Consider the following 15044-nt stretch of genomic DNA (forward strand, 5'->3'; position numbering starts at 1 on the left):
ACCAGCACGCGGAGGGCGGCCGCGCCGCGGGGTCCCGGCACGCTGGGGGGTGAACCGGGGTGTGAAGTCGATCAGGCCCCCCGCCAGGCTTTTCGGACACCGGTCCGCAGCCGGCTCGTAAGGGGGCGGCGGCGACCATTCGGCTTGACGCATCCACGTAACGCTGCGTAACCTCACAGTGAGTTACCAGCCGCGCGGCGGAGCCGCACGTCGTCACAGCGTCCGGGAGCCTTATGTCCAGCGAATACGCCAAACAGCTCGGGGCCAAGCTCCGCGCGATCCGCACCCAGCAGGGGCTTTCCCTCCACGGTGTCGAGGAGAAGTCCCAGGGCCGCTGGAAGGCGGTCGTGGTCGGTTCCTACGAGCGCGGGGACCGCGCCGTGACCGTCCAGCGGCTCGCCGAGCTCGCGGACTTCTACGGGGTGCCGGTCCAGGAGCTGCTGCCGGGTACGACCCCGGGCGGCGCCGCCGAGCCGCCGCCGAAGCTGCGTCTCGACCTGGAGCGTCTGGCGCACGTGCCCGCCGAGAAGGCCGGCCCGCTGCAGCGCTACGCCGCCACCATCCAGAGCCAGCGGGGCGACTACAACGGCAAGGTGCTGTCGATCCGCCAGGACGACCTCCGCACCCTGGCCGTGATCTACGACCAGTCCCCCTCGGTCCTGACCGAGCAGCTGATCAGCTGGGGCGTGCTCGACGCCGACGCGCGCCGCGCGGTCACCCACGAGGACGCGTAACCCCTCGCAGGACCCAGCAGAAACGTACCGCCGGGGCCGGCGGGAGCCCGTTCGGGCTTCCCGCCGGCCCTTCGGCGTTCCCGGGGCCCTGGGCGGGCGGGGCCCAGGGGGCCCGGGCCGGGCTCAGGCCGGCTCGGGGAAGGCGGGCAGCACGTGCTTGCCCAGCAGCCGGACCGTCCGCTCGGCCTCCGCCGGGGGTTCGGCCGGTCCCCAGGTTCAGGCTCACCGCGACGTCGCCGAACCAGTCGCGGATCCGGGTCAGCTGCGCCAGCACCTCGTCCGGGGTGCCCGCCAGCACCCGGTCCTCGCGCACCGCCGCGTCCGGGTCGCCCGTACCGACCTGCTCGACCAGCCGCCGGTAGCCCTCGTAGCCCGGCCGGTCGGCGCCGCCCCAGCCGGTCAGGGCCGCCCGGAAGCGCTCCTGGTAGCGGCCCGCGTAGGCGCGCGCCGCCGCCCTGGCCGCGGCCCCGTCCTCGTGGACGAAGCAGTCGTACGTCAGGTGCACCCGCTCCCCGCCCGTCGGGTGGCCGGCGGCCCGCCAGGCCTCCCGGTGCACGTCGATCATCGACCGGACCGTCTCCCGCGGCGCCACCGAGGGGACCAGCATCAGCCCGTGTCCCGCCGCGCCCGCCGCCCGGCACGACTCCGCCGACACCGCCGCGGCCACCAGCAGCGGCGGGTGCGGGCGCTGGTACGGGCGGGGCAGCAGCGTGACCGGGCCGAAGCTGAACCAGGGTCCGTCGACCCGCACCTCCTCCTCGCTCCAGAGCCGCCGCACGGCGTCGACCCCGGCGGTGAACCGGTCCCGGCTCTCCTCCATCGGGATGCCGAAGGCCTCGAACTCCCCCGGCAGGAAGCCCCGCCCCACGCCCACGTCGAGCCGGCCGTGCGCGAGGTTGTCCAGCATCGCCAGCTTTCCGGCCAGCTGCACGGGATGGCTGAAGGCGGGGATCACGGCCCCGGTGACCAGCCGGATGCGGCTGGTCCGGGCCGCGGCGGCGGCCAGGAAGGCCACCGGGTCGGGGCTGTAGCCGCCGTACGGGAAGAAGTAGTGCTCCACCGCCTTCACATGGCCGAAGCCGAGGTCCTCCGTCAGCTCCACCAGGGCCAGCGCCTCGGCGAAGTACCGGGAGGCGGCCTTCTCGGCCGGGCTGACGGCGGGGAAGAAGTTGATGCCGAAGTCCATCGGGCCCTCCTGGCCGGGATCTCGTCGTACGCCACAACGCCGGACCCGGCTCAGCGGGCCGGGCTCACCACCACCGTGCTGCCGGGCCGCACGCCCAGCCGGGACGCGCCGTCGCCGCAGTTCACCGCCACCGTGAACAGCCCGGCGGAGTCGAGGAACGCGACCAGCTCCCCCGGCGGCACGTCGCCGAGCGTCCGCCCGAACGGCACCCGCAGCGGCTGGGCCCGGCCGGTCAGCCGCAGCAGCACGGCCGCCCCGCGCCCCGGCTCCAGCCCCGACTCCGCCAGCGGCCCGGGCCCGATCGCGGTCTGCACGTTCCCGAAGTGGTCGACCGTGCGCACCTCCCCCACCACCTCCCCGGTCGCCGGATCGCGCCGGCAGACCGGGGCGTGCAGCCGGACCAGCGAGGCCGGGTCCAGTTCCGGCCCCACCTCCGCGACCGGGGTGCCGGCCGCGAGACGGGCGGCCGCGGGGCAGAACACGTCCCGCCCGTGGAAGGTGTGCGAGACCCGTGCGGCCAGCACCGCCGGGCTCTTGATCTCGTACGCGGCCGCCGTTCCGCCCAGCGCCCCGGCGGCCTCCGGCAGCAGGCCGTTGTCGGGCCCCACCAGCAGGTCGCCCCGCGCGGAGACCAGTGCCACCGCCCGGCGGCCGGTGCCCACGCCCGGGTCGACCACCGCGACGTGCACGGTGCCGTCGGGCAGGTACGGAACGGTCTCGGCCAGCACGGCCGCCCCGCGCCGCACGTCGCGCGCGGGCACCAGGTGCGTGATGTCGGTGATCCGCTGGTCCGGGGCGATCCGCGCGATCACCCCGTGGCAGGCGGCGACGAAGCCGTCGTACAGCCCGTAGTCGGTCAGGAAGGAGATCACGGCAGGTCCTCGCGATGCGTCGGTGGTGAGGGACGGGGGTCGGGAGCGGGGGTCAGGGCCGGAGCAGGGTGTCGGCCATCGCCTGGGAGTTGCGGTGCGCGCCCCAGGCGGCCTGGGCGGCCCGGTGGATGTGCCAGATGTCCTCCTCGGTCAGGGCGCGCGAGACGACACCGGGGAAGGCCTCCTCGAAGTAGGTGTACGGAGGGCGGCTCTCCACGTCCGGGCTGTGGTAGTCGAGCCGGTCCGCCATCCCGTGCTGCCGGGTCAGCGGCGTCCCGGGGTGGTAGGTGAGGATGTTGGGGCTGGCGATGGACAGCAGCCCGTCGCGGATCAGCCGGGACACCCCGGCGATGGTGTGGTCGATGGTCGCGCGGGTCTCCCCTTCGAGGCCGAACAGCACCGAGCTGCCCACCTCGATGCCGGCCCCGCGGAGCAGGCCGAGGGCGGCGCGGACGCGTTCCTCCCAGCTCTCCGGGTCGTCCCGGCGGAGGTTCTTGTGGATGTGCCGCATCACCTCGGGCGCGAGGCTCTCGATGCCGACGTAGGCGTACGTGCACCCGGCGGCCCGCAGCGCCGCGAGGGTCTCCCGCACCTCCTCCGGCGAGCGCAGACCGGTGAGGGAGTCGACGGTGAACTGGGCGCCCCACTTCAGGGCCCGCAGCCGGTCCCGGTCGGCGGGGGTGCGCAGCAGCCGGCTGCCGGGGAGCGCGTCCCCGGGTGCGGCCGCGCGCAGGGCGGACAGCTCCGCGCAGAAGGCCCGCACGGCCGTGAGGTCCCCGGCCCACAGGATCGAGTCGTCGAAGAAGAGGGACTCGGCGCCGTACGACACGTACTCGGCGACCCGCTCGACGGCCGCGGCCACGGCGTGCCGCGGGAAGCGCCGGAGACCGCCGACGACCAGGGCGCCCTCGGAGCAGAAGTTGCAGTGGTACGGGCAGGCGTTGGTCACCATCAGGTGCGCGGTCAGCATGGTGCCGCCGTCGGGGCGCGTGAAGACGGGGAAGCGGGCCCGGACGGCGAAGGCGGCGTACGGGGCGGGCAGGCTCTCCAGCGCGATGCGCTCGCCGTCCAGGGGGAAGGCGTGCCGGCGGCCGTCCGCGGTGCCGAGGGCGAGGATCAGGGCGGTGCCCCTGACCTCCTTCTCGTGCCGGGCGAGCAGCTCCAGTGCGGCCACCGTGCGGTCCGTGGTGGGCACGCCGGTGACGGGGTCGCAGGCCAGGGAGACGGCGCGGAGCAGCAGGTCCAGCGCGTACGAGCCCTCGCCGGCGCACAGCAGGTCGACCGGCAGGGAGCCGCGGGGCCGGTCGGCGACGAGGGGGCTGCTGGGAGCGAGGCGGACCCGGCGGGCGCGGGCGTCGTAGCGGACGGTCTCGTCGACGTGGCGGCCGCCGAGGACGACGAGGCAGTCGGGGAGTTCCTCCTTGACCACGCGCGCCATGGCGAGGGCGTAGCGGTGGCCCGGGGAGACGGTGCTGATGAGGACGGCGCGGGGGCGCAGGACCCGCAGGACCCGCTCGCGGAAGCAGGCCTCGGCCCCGGCGTTCCACACGCGCGGGTCGAACACGCACTGGTCGGTGGTGAGCTCGCCGGCGGCGAGGTCTTCCGGAGTGAAGCGGACGGCTCCCTCCGGGGCCCGTAATCGGTAGTCGGGCGAGGGTAATCGGCCCAGCGCCGGACAGAAGTCGTTGTACCCGTCGACGGTCAGCGCGCCCGAGGCGCGCACCTCGGCGATGCGGGCGATGGCGTGGCTCAGTGCCGTGTAGAGGCACATGGGGTCGCCGGGGAACTCGATCTTCTCCTCGTGCGTGCTCATCACGGGCGCGAGGACAGCGAGGACGGGGTAGGAGCGGGCGGCCCAGAGGGCCTCCGCCTCCGCCGTCTCCCCGGGCGGGCCGGTACACCGGTCCCTGGCCCGGGCGTGGATGCCGCGGCGCCGGCGCTCCAGCCACGCGGTGTCGGCGGCCCGCGCGGCGGGCCGGCTGAGGAAGTCGTCGTGGAGGGCGGTCGGTACGTCGTCCTGGAGGGCCCTCGGAACCGTGTCCGGCATCGCTGTCACCCCGTGTGTGCCTGTCGGATTTCCACCGGGAGAGTGCGCCCCGAATATGTCACCGGTGACGTGTGGGCCTCAAGGGGCCCCAGCGCCTTTGGCCGGAAGGCGCGCCCGGTCCGGACCAACGGCCGGAAGCGCGGAGCCTGAGGGCGGGAGCCTGAGGGCGGGAGCCGTCCCGGACGCACGGAAGGGGCCCGCAGCGGATGCTGCGGGCCCCTTCCGTGTCCGCGGAACCGTCGGGAGGCGCTCAGGCCTCGCGACGCAGGTTCGGCTTCAGCTCCTTGAAGCGGCCGAGCAGGCCGTTCACGAAGGCCGGGGAGTCGTCGGTGGAGAACTCCCGGGCGAGCTGCACGGCCTCGTCGATCACGACGGCGTCGGGGGTGTCGTCCTCCCACACCAGCTCGTACGTGGCGAGCCGGACGATGTTCCGGTCCACGACCGGCATGCGGTCGAGGTCCCAGTCCTTCGCGTAGGTGACGATCAGGTCGTCGATCCGGGCCACCTTGTCGGCGTACCCCTCGACGAGCTGCATCGTGTACTCCGCGACCGGCGGCTGCCGGTCGTCCGACCGCGAGTGGCGGATCCAGTCCGCGAGGACGGTCTGCACGGACTCGCCGCGCTGATCGGCCTCGAAGAGGATCTGGAAGGCGCGCTTGCGGGCCTTGCTGCGGGCAGCCACGGTTAGTCGTTCACCCGGCCGAGGTAGGAGCTGTTGCGGGTGTCGACCTTGACCTTCTCACCGGTGGTGACGAAGAGCGGCACCTGGATCTCGTGGCCGGTCTCCAGGGTGGCGGGCTTGGTGCCGCCGGTGGAGCGGTCGCCCTGGACGCCCGGGTCGGTGTGCTGGATGGTCAGCTCGACGGCGGCCGGGAGCTCGACGTACAGCACCTCGCCCTCGTGGCGGGCGACCGAGGCCTCGAAGCCCTCGATCAGGAAGTTCGCGGCGTCGCCGACGACCTTCCGGTCGATGTGCAGCTGGTCGTAGGTCTCCAGGTCCATGAAGACGAAGTACTCGCCGTCCATGTAGGAGAACTGCATGTCGCGGCGGTCGATCGTGGCCGTGTCGACCTTCACGCCCGCGTTGAAGGTCTTGTCGACGACCTTGCCGGACAGCACGTTCTTGAGCTTGGTGCGCACGAAGGCCGGGCCCTTGCCGGGCTTGACGTGCTGGAACTCGACGACGGACCAGAGCTGGCCCCCGTCGAGCTTGAGCACCATGCCGTTCTTGAGGTCGTTCGTGGAAGCCACGGTTGCCAAATCTCCTGGACTGAAAGACCACGGGCGCGCGCCCGTGCCGCACGAGCGGCTACAGCGCGAGCAGCTCCTTGGTCGTAATGGTGAGTAGCTCGGGTCCGCCGTCCGCCTCGGGGCGTACGACGAGCGTGTCATCGATCCGGACGCCGCCCCGGCCCGGGAGGTGGACCCCCGGTTCGACGGTGACCGGCACGCAAGCGTCCAGTTTACCCATTGCGTCGGGTGCGAGCTGCGGGTCCTCGTCGATTTCGAGTCCGACCCCGTGTCCGGTCCAGGGCGCGAGGGCCTCGCCGTGGCCCGCGGAGTCGATCACCTGGCGTGCGGCGCGGTCGACGTCGCGGTACGCGGCGCCCGGGGTGAGGGCCTCGCGGCCCGCCCGCTGGGCGGCGAAGACCAGGTCGTAGAGCTCGATCTGCCAGTCGGCGGGCGTGGTGCCGATGACGAAGGTGCGGCCGATCTCGCAGCGGTAGCCCCGGTAGTTGGCGCCGAGGCAGACGGAGAGGAAGTCGCCCTCCTCGACCCGCCGGTCGGTGGGGCGGTGGCCGGAGCGGCCGGAGTGCGGTCCGGTGGCCACGGAGGTGCGGAAGGCGGGGCCGTCGGCCCCGTGGTCGACCAGCCGGCGCTCCAGCTCCAGGGCGAGGTGCCGCTCGGTGCGGCCGACGAGGATCGACTCCAGCAGCTCGCCGAGGGCCTGGTCGGCGATCTCGGCGGCGATCCGCAGGCAGGCGATCTCCTCCTCGTCCTTGACCAGCCGCTGCTGCTCGACGGCGAGGCCGAGGTCGGCCAGCCGGAGGCGGGGGGCGACGGAGCCGAGGGCCCGGTGCCGGGCCACGGTCAGGTGGTGCTCCTCGACCGCCAGGCCGTCGGCCCGGGCGCCGGCCGCGAGGTCGGCGGCGGCGACGGCGGGATCACCGCCCGGCCGCGCCAGGACGGAGACCTTGAGCAGTTCGTCCAGGCGGCCCTCCTCGGGCTCGCCGGTCGGACTGTCGGGGCAGAACAGCAGGTCCTCGCCGGGGCCGAGCAGCAGCACGGCGCCCCGGGGGGCCGCGCCGGCGAGATAGCGGACGTTGGCCGGACGGGAGATCAGGGCGGCCTGGCTGCCGGCGGCGGTGAACCGGTCGCGCAGCAGGCCGCGGCGGACCGCGTACACCTCTGACATGTTTCCGAGCGTACGAGCGTGCGGGCCGACCGGCCTGCCGAGCGCGTCCGGACGGGGGTGCGGGGCGGGCTGCTGCCGGCGGGGCGCCACCAGCCGGGCGGGCTGCCGGCCGGGCGGCTACCAGCCGGGCGGGGCCGCGATCGCGCGGGCCAGCACCTCGTCCAGGGCGCGGGCGGTGGTCTCCACGTCGTACTGCGAGTTGTCGATGATCGGCAGGCCGGAGCCGTACCAGCCGGCCATCCGCCCGTGGATCCGGGCGACCTCCTCGTCGGACAGCCGCCGGTTGCCGCTGCGCTCCGCGTTGCGCTCCAGGACGATCTCCAGCCCCGGGAGCAGGACCACGGGCAGCAGGCCCGGGCCCACGTGCCGCTTCCAGCCGCCGAGGCCCACCACGGGCCGGTCGGGGAAGACGGCGTCGTCCACGATGCAGGAGATGCCGTTGGCCAGGAAGTTGCGGGCGGCGAAGCCGCAGGTGCGGCGGGCCAGCCGGTACTGCGCCTCGGAGTGCTCGTTCCAGCCGGCCTGCGGGTCGGCGAAGCCCGAGCAGACCCATTCGCGCACGTCGTCGAGGCTGATGTGGGCGGTGGGCACGGGCCGGGTGGCGGCCCAGTGGCGGGCCACGGTGGTCTTGCCCGCGCCCGCCGGGCCTATGAGCAGGACGGCGAGGGTGGCGTGGCCGGTGCCCTGCGCGGGCGGCGCCGGGTGCGGTACGGGGCCTCCCGGCGGCAGTGCCAGGTGCCCCGTGGGGTCGGTCCGGCCCAGGGCCGCCGGGCCCCCCGGCGGAACCTGCGCCGCCGGGTGCTGTCCCGGCTGGCCCCAGCCCCCCACTGCGTGCTGCATCCGTTGCCACTCCGTCCGTACCGCGCCACTGATGCGGAAACGTTACCGTCCCCGGCCGTCCTGCGAAGAACGGCCGGGGACGGCCGGGAGTGCCCCTTGTCCGGGATTCGTCCGGAATCGGCCGGTCAATCGCCCAGCTGGTCGGCCAGCTCGTCGGCGAGCGCCCGCAGGGCCAGCCGGTAGGAGCCGATGCCGAAGCCGGCCACGGTCCCGGTCGCCACGGCCGCGATGACCGAGGTGTGCCGGAATTCCTCCCGGGCGTACGGGTTGGAGATGTGCACCTCGATGAGCGGCGCGGTGCGCTGGGCCGCCGCGTCGCGCATCCCGTACGAGTAGTGCGTGAAGGCGCCGGGGTTGATGACCACGGGCAGCCGGCCGTCGGCGGCCTCGTGCAGCCAGCGGATCATCTGGCCCTCGTCGTTGGTCTCGCGGACCTCGACGTCGAAGCCCAGTTCGGCGCCGAGCTTCCGGCAGGTGTCCACCAGCCCGGCGTACGAGGTGGCCCCGTACACGTCGGGCTCGCGGGAGCCGAGGCGGCCGAGGTTCGGCCCGTTGAGGACCAGCACCCGCCGGCTCACGCGGAGACCTCGCCGTACGCCGCCACCAGGACGGCCGGGTCGGGGCCCTCCAGGACGGTGGGCTTGGCCAGCCCGTCGAGGACGATGAACCGCAGCAGGTCGCCGCGGGACTTCTTGTCGACCTTCATGGTCTCCAGCAGCTTGGGCCACTGGTCGCCGCGGTAGGTCAGCGGCAGGCCGACGGAGGCCAGCACCGACTTGTGCCGGTCGGCGGTCGCGTCGTCCAGGCGGCCGGCGAGGCGGCCCAGCTCGGCGGCGAAGACCATGCCGACGGAGACGGCCGCGCCGTGCCGCCACTTGTAGCGCTCGTTCTTCTCGATCGCGTGGGCGAGCGTGTGGCCGTAGTTGAGGATCTCCCGCAGGCCGGACTCCTTCAGGTCGCTGGAGACCACGTCGGCCTTGACCCGGATGGAGCGGACGATCAGCTCGGCGGTGTGCGGGCCGGCCGGGGTGCGGGCGGCCTCCGGGTCGGCCTCGACGAGGTCCAGGATCACCGGGTCGGCGATGAAGCCGGCCTTGATGATCTCCGCCAGGCCGCTCACGTAGTCGTGGACCGGCAGCGACTCCAGCGCCGCCAGGTCGCAGAGCACACCGGCCGGCGGGTGGAAGGCGCCGACGAGGTTCTTGCCCTCGGCGGTGTTGATGCCGGTCTTGCCGCCGACGGCCGCGTCGACCATGCCGAGGACGGTGGTCGGTACGGCGATCCAGCGCACCCCGCGCAGCCAGGTGGCCGCGACGAAGCCCGCCAGGTCCGTGGTGGCGCCGCCGCCCACGCCGACGATCACGTCGGTGCGGGTGAAGCCGGACTGGCCCAGCGCCTTCCAGCAGTACGCCGCGACCTCGGCGGTCTTCGCCTCCTCGGCGTTGGGCACCTGGATGGCGATGGCCTCGTAGCCCTGCTCGGCCAGGTCGTCGCGGAGCGCCTCGCCGGTGGACGAGAGCGCCTCCGGGTGGATCACCGCCACGCGCTTGGCCTTCGTGCCGATGAGACCGGCGAGCTCGCCGAGCAGCTGCTCGCCGACCAGGACCTCGTACGGGTCGTGGCCTGCGCTCGCGCCGACCTGGATCCGCGTCACGTCCGTCATACGTCCTTCAACTCCAGTGCGTCGAGGATCGCCTCGGCGACCTCTTCGGGGGTGCGGTTGTCGGTGGCCACCTCGACGCGCGCGACATCGGTGTACAGGTGGCGGCGGGCCTCCATCAGCTCGCGCCACTGCCGGCGCGGGTTGACGGCGAGCAGCGGGCGGGCGGCGCCGAGGCCGACCCGGCGCACGGCCTCCTCGACGTCCATCGACAGGTAGACCACCGGCTGCCCGGCCAGCAGCTCTCGGGTGTCCGCGTCGAGGACGGCACCGCCGCCGAGCGCCAGGACGCCCCGGTGCTCGGCGACGGCGGCCGCGACGGCCGCCTTCTCCAGCGCGCGGAAGTAGGGCTCGCCCTCGTCCACGAAGATCTCGGAGATCTCCCGGCCCTGCGCGGCGACGATGTCCGCGTCGGTGTCCCGGTAGGGCGCGCCCAGCCGCTCGGCCAGCAGCGCGCCCACCGTGGACTTGCCGGATCCCATGGGTCCGACGAGGACGACCAGGGGTCCGCCGGTCACCGGATCTGGAGGTTCTCGAGGTACGACGTGACGTTGCGGCGGGTCTCGGCGACCGAGTCGCCGCCGAACTTCTCCAGCACCGCGTCGGCGAGGACCAGCGCCACCATGGCCTCGGCGACGATGCCCGCGGCGGGCACCGCGCACACGTCGGACCGCTGGTGGTGGGCCGCGGCGGCCTCGCCGGTCGCCACGTCGACGGTGGCGAGCGCCCGCGGCACCGTCGCGATCGGCTTCATCGCGGCGCGCACGCGCAGCAGTTCGCCGGTGCTCAGCCCGCCCTCGGTGCCGCCGGCGCGCCCGGAGGTGCGCTTGATGCCCTCGGGGGTGGCGACGATCTCGTCGTGGGCCTTCGAGCCGGGGACCCGGGCCAGGTCGAAGCCGTCGCCGACCTCGACGCCCTTGATGGCCTGGATGCCCATCAGCGCCGCGGCCAGACGGGCGTCCAGCCGCCGGTCCCAGTGGACGTGGGAGCCGAGACCGACGGGAACGCCGTACGCCAGCACCTCCACCACGCCGCCGAGGGTGTCGCCGTCCTTGTGGGCCTGGTCGATCTCGGCCACCATCGCCTTGCTCGCGTCGGCGTCGAGGCAGCGCACCGGGTCGGCGTCGAGCTTCTCCACGTCGGCCGGGGTGGGGTACACGCCGTACGGCGCCTTGGCGGCGGCCAGTTCCACGACGTGGGAGACGATCTCGATGCCCGCGGCCTCCTTCAGGAACGACCGGGCCACCGCGCCGAGGGCGACGCGCGCGGCGGTCTCACGGGCGCTGGCCCGCTCCAGGACCGGGCGGGCCTCGTCGAAGCCGTACTTCTGCATGCCGGCCAGGTCGGCGTGACCGGGACGCGGACGGGTCAGCGGCGCGTTGCGACCGGTCTCCTTCAGCTCCGCCGGGTCCACCGGATCGGCGGACATGACCTTCTCCCACTTGGGCCACTCGGTGTTGCCGACCATCACCGCCACCGGCGAACCCAGCGACAGCCCGTGCCGGACACCACCGAGGAAGGTCACCTCGTCCTGCTCGAACTTCATCCGCGCACCGCGGCCATAGCCCAGGCGTCGCCGCGCGAGGTGGTCGGCCACCAGCTCAGTGGTGACCGGAACGCCGGCGGGAAGCCCCTCCAGCGTCGCGACCAGCGCGGGTCCGTGCGACTCCCCAGCGGTCAGCCAACGCAACCTGCTCAACGATGCTCCTCATGCTCGCGCCTGGAACTGCCACGGTCGGTCCGGGTGCGCGGCCCTGGCCCGCCGTACCCGAATCCTCCCACGTCCAGCGTGCCGGACCGATCTCTGGTCCAGCTATCGGACGCCCGTCTCATCCGTGGAACCGGCCCGGGGCGTCCTGACCACGGCGCCGCGGCGCTGGATCCACCGCATGCCGGCCCACAGGAGGCAGCCGCCGATGACGGCGAGCACGGTGTACCTGGCCCAGTCCGGGGCGTTGCCGAAGGCCAGTCTGAGGAGGGCCGGGATCCAGGCTCCGAGGTCCCACAGGAATTCGAACCTGCCCGCCAGCACCGTGCCCGCCGTCCCGTCCATGACCGCTCCCCCTCGGGTTCACCTGCGTCGTCGCAGGTGAGGAGCCTATCGGGCGGCCAGAGCCCGCTCTCCGGCGGCCCGCATGGCGGCGAGCGGGCCGGGGCGGCCGGTCATCTGTTCCACCTGGAGCACGGCCTGGTGGACGAGGAGGTCCAGGCCTCCGACGACCTGGCCGCCGTGCCGGTCCCAGGCGGCCGCGAGGGCGGTGGGCCAGGGCTCGTACAGCACGTCGAAGAGGGTGCCGGGGGCGTCGGGGACGCGCGCCGCGAGGGCGTCGGTGGTCCCGGCGGGGGTGGTGGCGACGACCAGGGGGGCGCTGAGCGCCGCGGCCGCGTCGGCCCAGTCGGCGGTGCGCACGGCCACGCCGAGCCGCTCCCCCCAGTGCCGCATCTCGGCCGCGCGGGCCTGGCTGCGGACGTACGCGGTGACCTCGCCGGTGCATATCCGGGACAGGGCCGCGAGGGCCGAGGAGGCGGTGGCCCCGGCACCGAGGACGGCGGCCGAGGGCACCTCGTCGACGCCGCGCTCGTGCAGCGCGGCGATGATGCCGGGGATGTCGGTGTTGTCGCCCACCCGGCGTCCGTCCTCCGTGAAGACCACCGTGTTGACGGCCTCGACGGAGGCGGCCGTCTCGCTGACCTCGTCCAGCAGCGGCATGACCGCCCGCTTGAGGGGCATGGTCAGCGAGAGCCCGGCCCAGCGGCCGTCGAGCCCCGCCACGAACGCCGGGAGCCCGGCCTCGTCGACCTCGTACCGGTCGTACGACCAGTCGGCGAGGCCCAGCTCCCGGTAGGCGGCGCGGTGCAGCACCGGAGAAAGAGAGTGCTCGATGGGCGAACCCAGCACCGCGGCCCGACGACCAGACATCTGTGACTACCTACCCGTTGTTGTGCTTCTTGTTGAACTCCGCGACCAGTTTCTCGTGCTCGGCGAAGGTCTTGGTGAAGGTGGTCGTCTTTCCGTCAACTGATACGAAGAACATCCACCCGCCCTTGTCGGGATTGAGGGCGGCGTTGAGGGCGTCCGTACCCGGGTTGCCGATGGGGCCGGGCGGCGGTCCCTCGTGCTTGTACGTGTTGTACGGGTCCTCCAGGGTCCGCGCCTCGGTGCGGCCCACGTGGATGTTGCTCGTGCCCTTGGCGTAGTTGATCGTCGAGTCGAACTCCAGCTTGCGGTTGGTGACGTCGTTGGTGGGCTTGAGCCGGTTGTAGATGACGTCCGCCATCTTGCGGAAGTCGTCGTGGTTCATGCCCTCGGCCTGCACGAGGCTGGCGACGGTGACGAGCTGGAGCGGCGAGTCGAGACCCAGGGACTTGGCCTTGGCCTGGTCGAAGCCCAGCTCCTGGTACTGCGCGGAGGCCTTGGCGACCATCTGCTTGAGCAGCTTCTCCGGTGTGGCCCCGGCGCTCAGGTCGTAGCGCTGGGGGAAGAGGAAGCCCTCCAGCGGGTCCTTGATCTTGGGGTTGTCGTCGGCCCACGCCGGCAGGCCCAGGTTCTTGGCCTGGTTCTTCGCCACCTGGGCGGTGGTGCCCTCGGGCTGCTTGAGCTTCTTGTCGATGGCCTTGTAGACCTCGGTGTTGCGCATGCCGGGGTTGACCATCAGCACGTTCTGGGCGGTGCCGCTGAGCATGGCCTCGACCGCGGCCTGGCCCGACATCGTCTTCTTCAGCGTGTAGAGGCCCGGCTGGATGCCGGTGCCGCGCGGGTTCTCCTGCGCGGCGGAGACGAAGGCCTCGGCGCTCTTGACCACGCCGGCGGCCTTGAGCACGTTGCCCATCTCGTACAGGCCGGAGCCCGCCTTGATCTCGACCTCGACCGAGCCCGTGCCCTCGCCGGCGTAGTCCTCGGCCGGGCCGAACTTGGTCTTGAGGAAGTCGTAGGCGAAGTAACCGCCGCCGCCGACCCCGCCCACCAGGACGAGGGAGACGACCAGGCAGGCCACTCCGCTGCGGCTCTTCTGCTTGCGGCCTCCCCGGCCGCCGCGTTTGCCGCGGCCGCCCCGGTCGCCGGAGTCGTCGTCGGGCCCGTCGTCGTCCCCGCCGCCGGCGAAGAACGCGTGCTCGGGCTCCTCCGCCTCGGCGTTCCCGGCGTCCTCGGCCTGCTCGTCCTGCCACTCCCCCGCCGGCTCGGGTACGAGGTGGCGGCGGTTGGGCGGCTGCGGGGGCGGGTAGGCCTCGGCGGTGCCGTACTGGTCGGGGGCCTCGGCCGGGTAGCCGGCGGGCTGCGGGGCGCCGTACGGATCCGGCGCGCCGGTGTTCCAGGAGCCGGTGTCCCAGCCGCCCGTGCCGTCCCCGTGGTACTGGCCGGGGGCGGCCTGCTGCGGCTGGGCACCGTACGCGTGCTGCGGGTCCTGGTACTGCTGGTCCCGGTACTGGGGGTCCTGGTACTGCTGGTCCTGGTACTGGGGGTCCTGGTACTGCGGCTGCTGCGGGTGGTACTGCCCCGCAGACTGCTCCTGCGGGTAGTACGGGACCTGGGGCTGCTGCTGCGGCTGCTGCTGCTGGTAGTAGTGCTGCTGCTGCGCGCCTTCGTACGGCACCTGGCCGTGCTGGGCCTGGTGTCCGGTCCACGCCTGGTCCCCGTAGAGGGGGTCGTCAGGGTGCCACGGTTCGGGGCCCGTGCCCCGGCCATACTCAGTCATCGGTCTCCTGGAGCCGCGAGACGGTGGCCCTGGCGTGGGTACCACGGCTTCCGGTCCGCCTCTTCCATGGGCGACGGCTGTTCGAAAAGCCGCCACATGGCGCGGAACGTTACCGTATCGCGATCAGATGACCACTTCGACGCACTCGCCGGGCGGATTACCTGATACCCGTTCGGTCTCAAGAGCGTTCTGAAGGATCACCACAGCGGCTGCCTGGTCGATGACCGAACGGCCCTTCCTGGCGTTCTTCCCGGAGGCCCGCAGGCCCTGGGCGGCGGTGACCGTGGTCATCCGCTCGTCCACCAGACGGACCGTCACCGGCTTGATGCCCTTGGCCAGTTCGGCGGCGAAGGCACGCACCTTGGCCGCGGCCGGACCCTCCCGCCCGCTGAGCGAACGGGGCAGTCCGACCACGACCTCCAGGGGCTCGTACTCCTCGACCAACTGGCGCAGCCGCCGGTGGGCGGCCGGGACGTCACGTCCCGGCACGGTCTCCACCGGCGTGGCGAGCACCCCGTCGGGGTCGCACGAGGCGACCCCGATCCGGGCGTCCCCGACGTCGATCGCGAGCCGACGTCCGCGGCGCAGGGTCATC

The 15044-nt window shown here is 73.3% G+C and carries 16 protein-coding genes; 1 reads left to right on the top strand and 15 read right to left on the bottom strand.

Annotated elements, in window-relative coordinates; genetic code table 11:
* Window positions 1-233: 233 nt before the first annotated feature.
* Window positions 234-734, top strand: a complete 501-nt coding sequence (gene bldD, locus ACIQUR_RS19750) for a transcriptional regulator BldD (RefSeq protein WP_365034064.1) — start codon at window positions 234-236, stop codon at window positions 732-734.
* On the opposite strand, the gene ACIQUR_RS19755 is transcribed toward bldD, so the two are convergent.
* The 15 genes from ACIQUR_RS19755 to ruvX all read right to left on the bottom strand — a co-directional run bounded on the left by ACIQUR_RS19755 (window position 715) and on the right by ruvX (window position 15043).
* Window positions 715-1920: an LLM class flavin-dependent oxidoreductase gene (locus ACIQUR_RS19755; protein WP_403665747.1), complete on the bottom strand. Its 1206-nt coding sequence runs from the start codon at window positions 1918-1920 to the stop codon at window positions 715-717. The genes bldD and ACIQUR_RS19755 overlap by 20 nt on opposite strands.
* Window positions 1921-1970: 50 nt before the next feature.
* Window positions 1971-2792, bottom strand: coding sequence for an S-adenosyl-l-methionine hydroxide adenosyltransferase family protein (locus tag ACIQUR_RS19760; protein WP_403665748.1), 822 nt, complete (start codon window positions 2790-2792; stop codon window positions 1971-1973).
* A 52-nt stretch (window positions 2793-2844) separates the two neighbouring features.
* Window positions 2845-4839, bottom strand: a complete 1995-nt coding sequence (locus ACIQUR_RS19765) for a B12-binding domain-containing radical SAM protein (RefSeq protein WP_403665750.1) — start codon at window positions 4837-4839, stop codon at window positions 2845-2847.
* A gap of 250 nt (window positions 4840-5089) precedes the next feature.
* Entirely contained in the window at window positions 5090-5521 is a 432-nt protein-coding gene (gene nusB / locus ACIQUR_RS19770; RefSeq protein ID WP_399947491.1) for a transcription antitermination factor NusB, read from the bottom strand.
* Between the two features lie 2 nt (window positions 5522-5523).
* A complete protein-coding gene (gene efp / locus ACIQUR_RS19775; RefSeq protein WP_399947493.1) occupies window positions 5524-6090 on the bottom strand; it encodes an elongation factor P in 567 nt (188 codons plus the stop codon).
* Window positions 6091-6148: 58 nt separating this feature from the next.
* Window positions 6149-7255 (bottom strand): aminopeptidase P family protein, encoded by a 1107-nt coding sequence (locus tag ACIQUR_RS19780; RefSeq protein ID WP_403665753.1) that lies wholly within the window; start codon window positions 7253-7255, stop codon window positions 6149-6151.
* A 117-nt stretch (window positions 7256-7372) separates the two neighbouring features.
* Window positions 7373-8095: an AAA family ATPase gene (locus ACIQUR_RS19785; protein ID WP_403665755.1), complete on the bottom strand. Its 723-nt coding sequence runs from the start codon at window positions 8093-8095 to the stop codon at window positions 7373-7375.
* 125 nt (window positions 8096-8220) lie between these two features.
* On the bottom strand, window positions 8221-8673 hold the full coding sequence (gene aroQ / locus ACIQUR_RS19790; protein ID WP_399947500.1) for a type II 3-dehydroquinate dehydratase: 453 nt from the start codon (window positions 8671-8673) through the stop codon (window positions 8221-8223).
* Complete coding sequence (gene aroB / locus ACIQUR_RS19795; RefSeq protein ID WP_403665757.1) at window positions 8670-9758, bottom strand: 3-dehydroquinate synthase; 1089 nt, start codon at window positions 9756-9758, stop codon at window positions 8670-8672. The genes aroQ and aroB overlap by 4 nt, the downstream gene beginning before the upstream one ends.
* Entirely contained in the window at window positions 9755-10273 is a 519-nt protein-coding gene (locus tag ACIQUR_RS19800) for a shikimate kinase (RefSeq protein ID WP_403665759.1), read from the bottom strand. Before ACIQUR_RS19800 ends, aroB begins: the two co-directional genes overlap by 4 nt.
* Window positions 10270-11454, bottom strand: a complete 1185-nt coding sequence (gene aroC / locus ACIQUR_RS19805) for a chorismate synthase (RefSeq protein ID WP_403665761.1) — start codon at window positions 11452-11454, stop codon at window positions 10270-10272. Before aroC ends, ACIQUR_RS19800 begins: the two co-directional genes overlap by 4 nt.
* Window positions 11455-11568: 114 nt before the next feature.
* On the bottom strand, window positions 11569-11808 hold the full coding sequence (locus ACIQUR_RS19810; protein ID WP_403665763.1) for a hypothetical protein: 240 nt from the start codon (window positions 11806-11808) through the stop codon (window positions 11569-11571).
* A 45-nt stretch (window positions 11809-11853) separates the two neighbouring features.
* Window positions 11854-12675, bottom strand: coding sequence for a shikimate dehydrogenase (locus ACIQUR_RS19815; RefSeq protein ID WP_403665765.1), 822 nt, complete (start codon window positions 12673-12675; stop codon window positions 11854-11856).
* Between the two features lie 10 nt (window positions 12676-12685).
* Window positions 12686-14449 (bottom strand): endolytic transglycosylase MltG, encoded by a 1764-nt coding sequence (mltG, locus tag ACIQUR_RS19820; RefSeq protein ID WP_403665766.1) that lies wholly within the window; start codon window positions 14447-14449, stop codon window positions 12686-12688.
* Window positions 14450-14572: 123 nt separating this feature from the next.
* Complete coding sequence (gene ruvX, locus ACIQUR_RS19825; protein WP_403665768.1) at window positions 14573-15043, bottom strand: Holliday junction resolvase RuvX; 471 nt, start codon at window positions 15041-15043, stop codon at window positions 14573-14575.
* Window position 15044: the final 1 nt, after the last annotated feature.

Origin of the sequence: Streptomyces sp. NPDC101132 (genome assembly GCF_044759225.1) — a bacterium.
GTDB lineage: Bacteria > Actinomycetota > Actinomycetes > Streptomycetales > Streptomycetaceae > Streptomyces.

Excerpts from the sequence above, each read along its gene's own strand:
- ACIQUR_RS19785 (WP_403665755.1), bottom strand. The coding sequence starts at position 8,095 with ATGCAGCACGCAGTGGGGGGCTGGGGCCAGCCGGGACAGCACCCGGCG.
- ruvX (WP_403665768.1), bottom strand. The coding sequence starts at position 15,043 with ATGACCCTGCGCCGCGGACGTCGGCTCGCGATCGACGTCGGGGACGCC.
- aroB (WP_403665757.1), bottom strand. The coding sequence starts at position 9,758 with ATGACGGACGTGACGCGGATCCAGGTCGGCGCGAGCGCAGGCCACGAC.
- ACIQUR_RS19765 (WP_403665750.1), bottom strand. The coding sequence starts at position 4,839 with ATGCCGGACACGGTTCCGAGGGCCCTCCAGGACGACGTACCGACCGCC.
- ACIQUR_RS19755 (WP_403665747.1), bottom strand. The coding sequence starts at position 1,920 with ATGGACTTCGGCATCAACTTCTTCCCCGCCGTCAGCCCGGCCGAGAAG.
- ACIQUR_RS19810 (WP_403665763.1), bottom strand. The coding sequence starts at position 11,808 with ATGGACGGGACGGCGGGCACGGTGCTGGCGGGCAGGTTCGAATTCCTG.
- bldD (WP_365034064.1), top strand. The coding sequence starts at position 234 with ATGTCCAGCGAATACGCCAAACAGCTCGGGGCCAAGCTCCGCGCGATC.
- ACIQUR_RS19780 (WP_403665753.1), bottom strand. The coding sequence starts at position 7,255 with ATGTCAGAGGTGTACGCGGTCCGCCGCGGCCTGCTGCGCGACCGGTTC.
- ACIQUR_RS19815 (WP_403665765.1), bottom strand. The coding sequence starts at position 12,675 with ATGTCTGGTCGTCGGGCCGCGGTGCTGGGTTCGCCCATCGAGCACTCT.
- mltG (WP_403665766.1), bottom strand. The coding sequence starts at position 14,449 with ATGACTGAGTATGGCCGGGGCACGGGCCCCGAACCGTGGCACCCTGAC.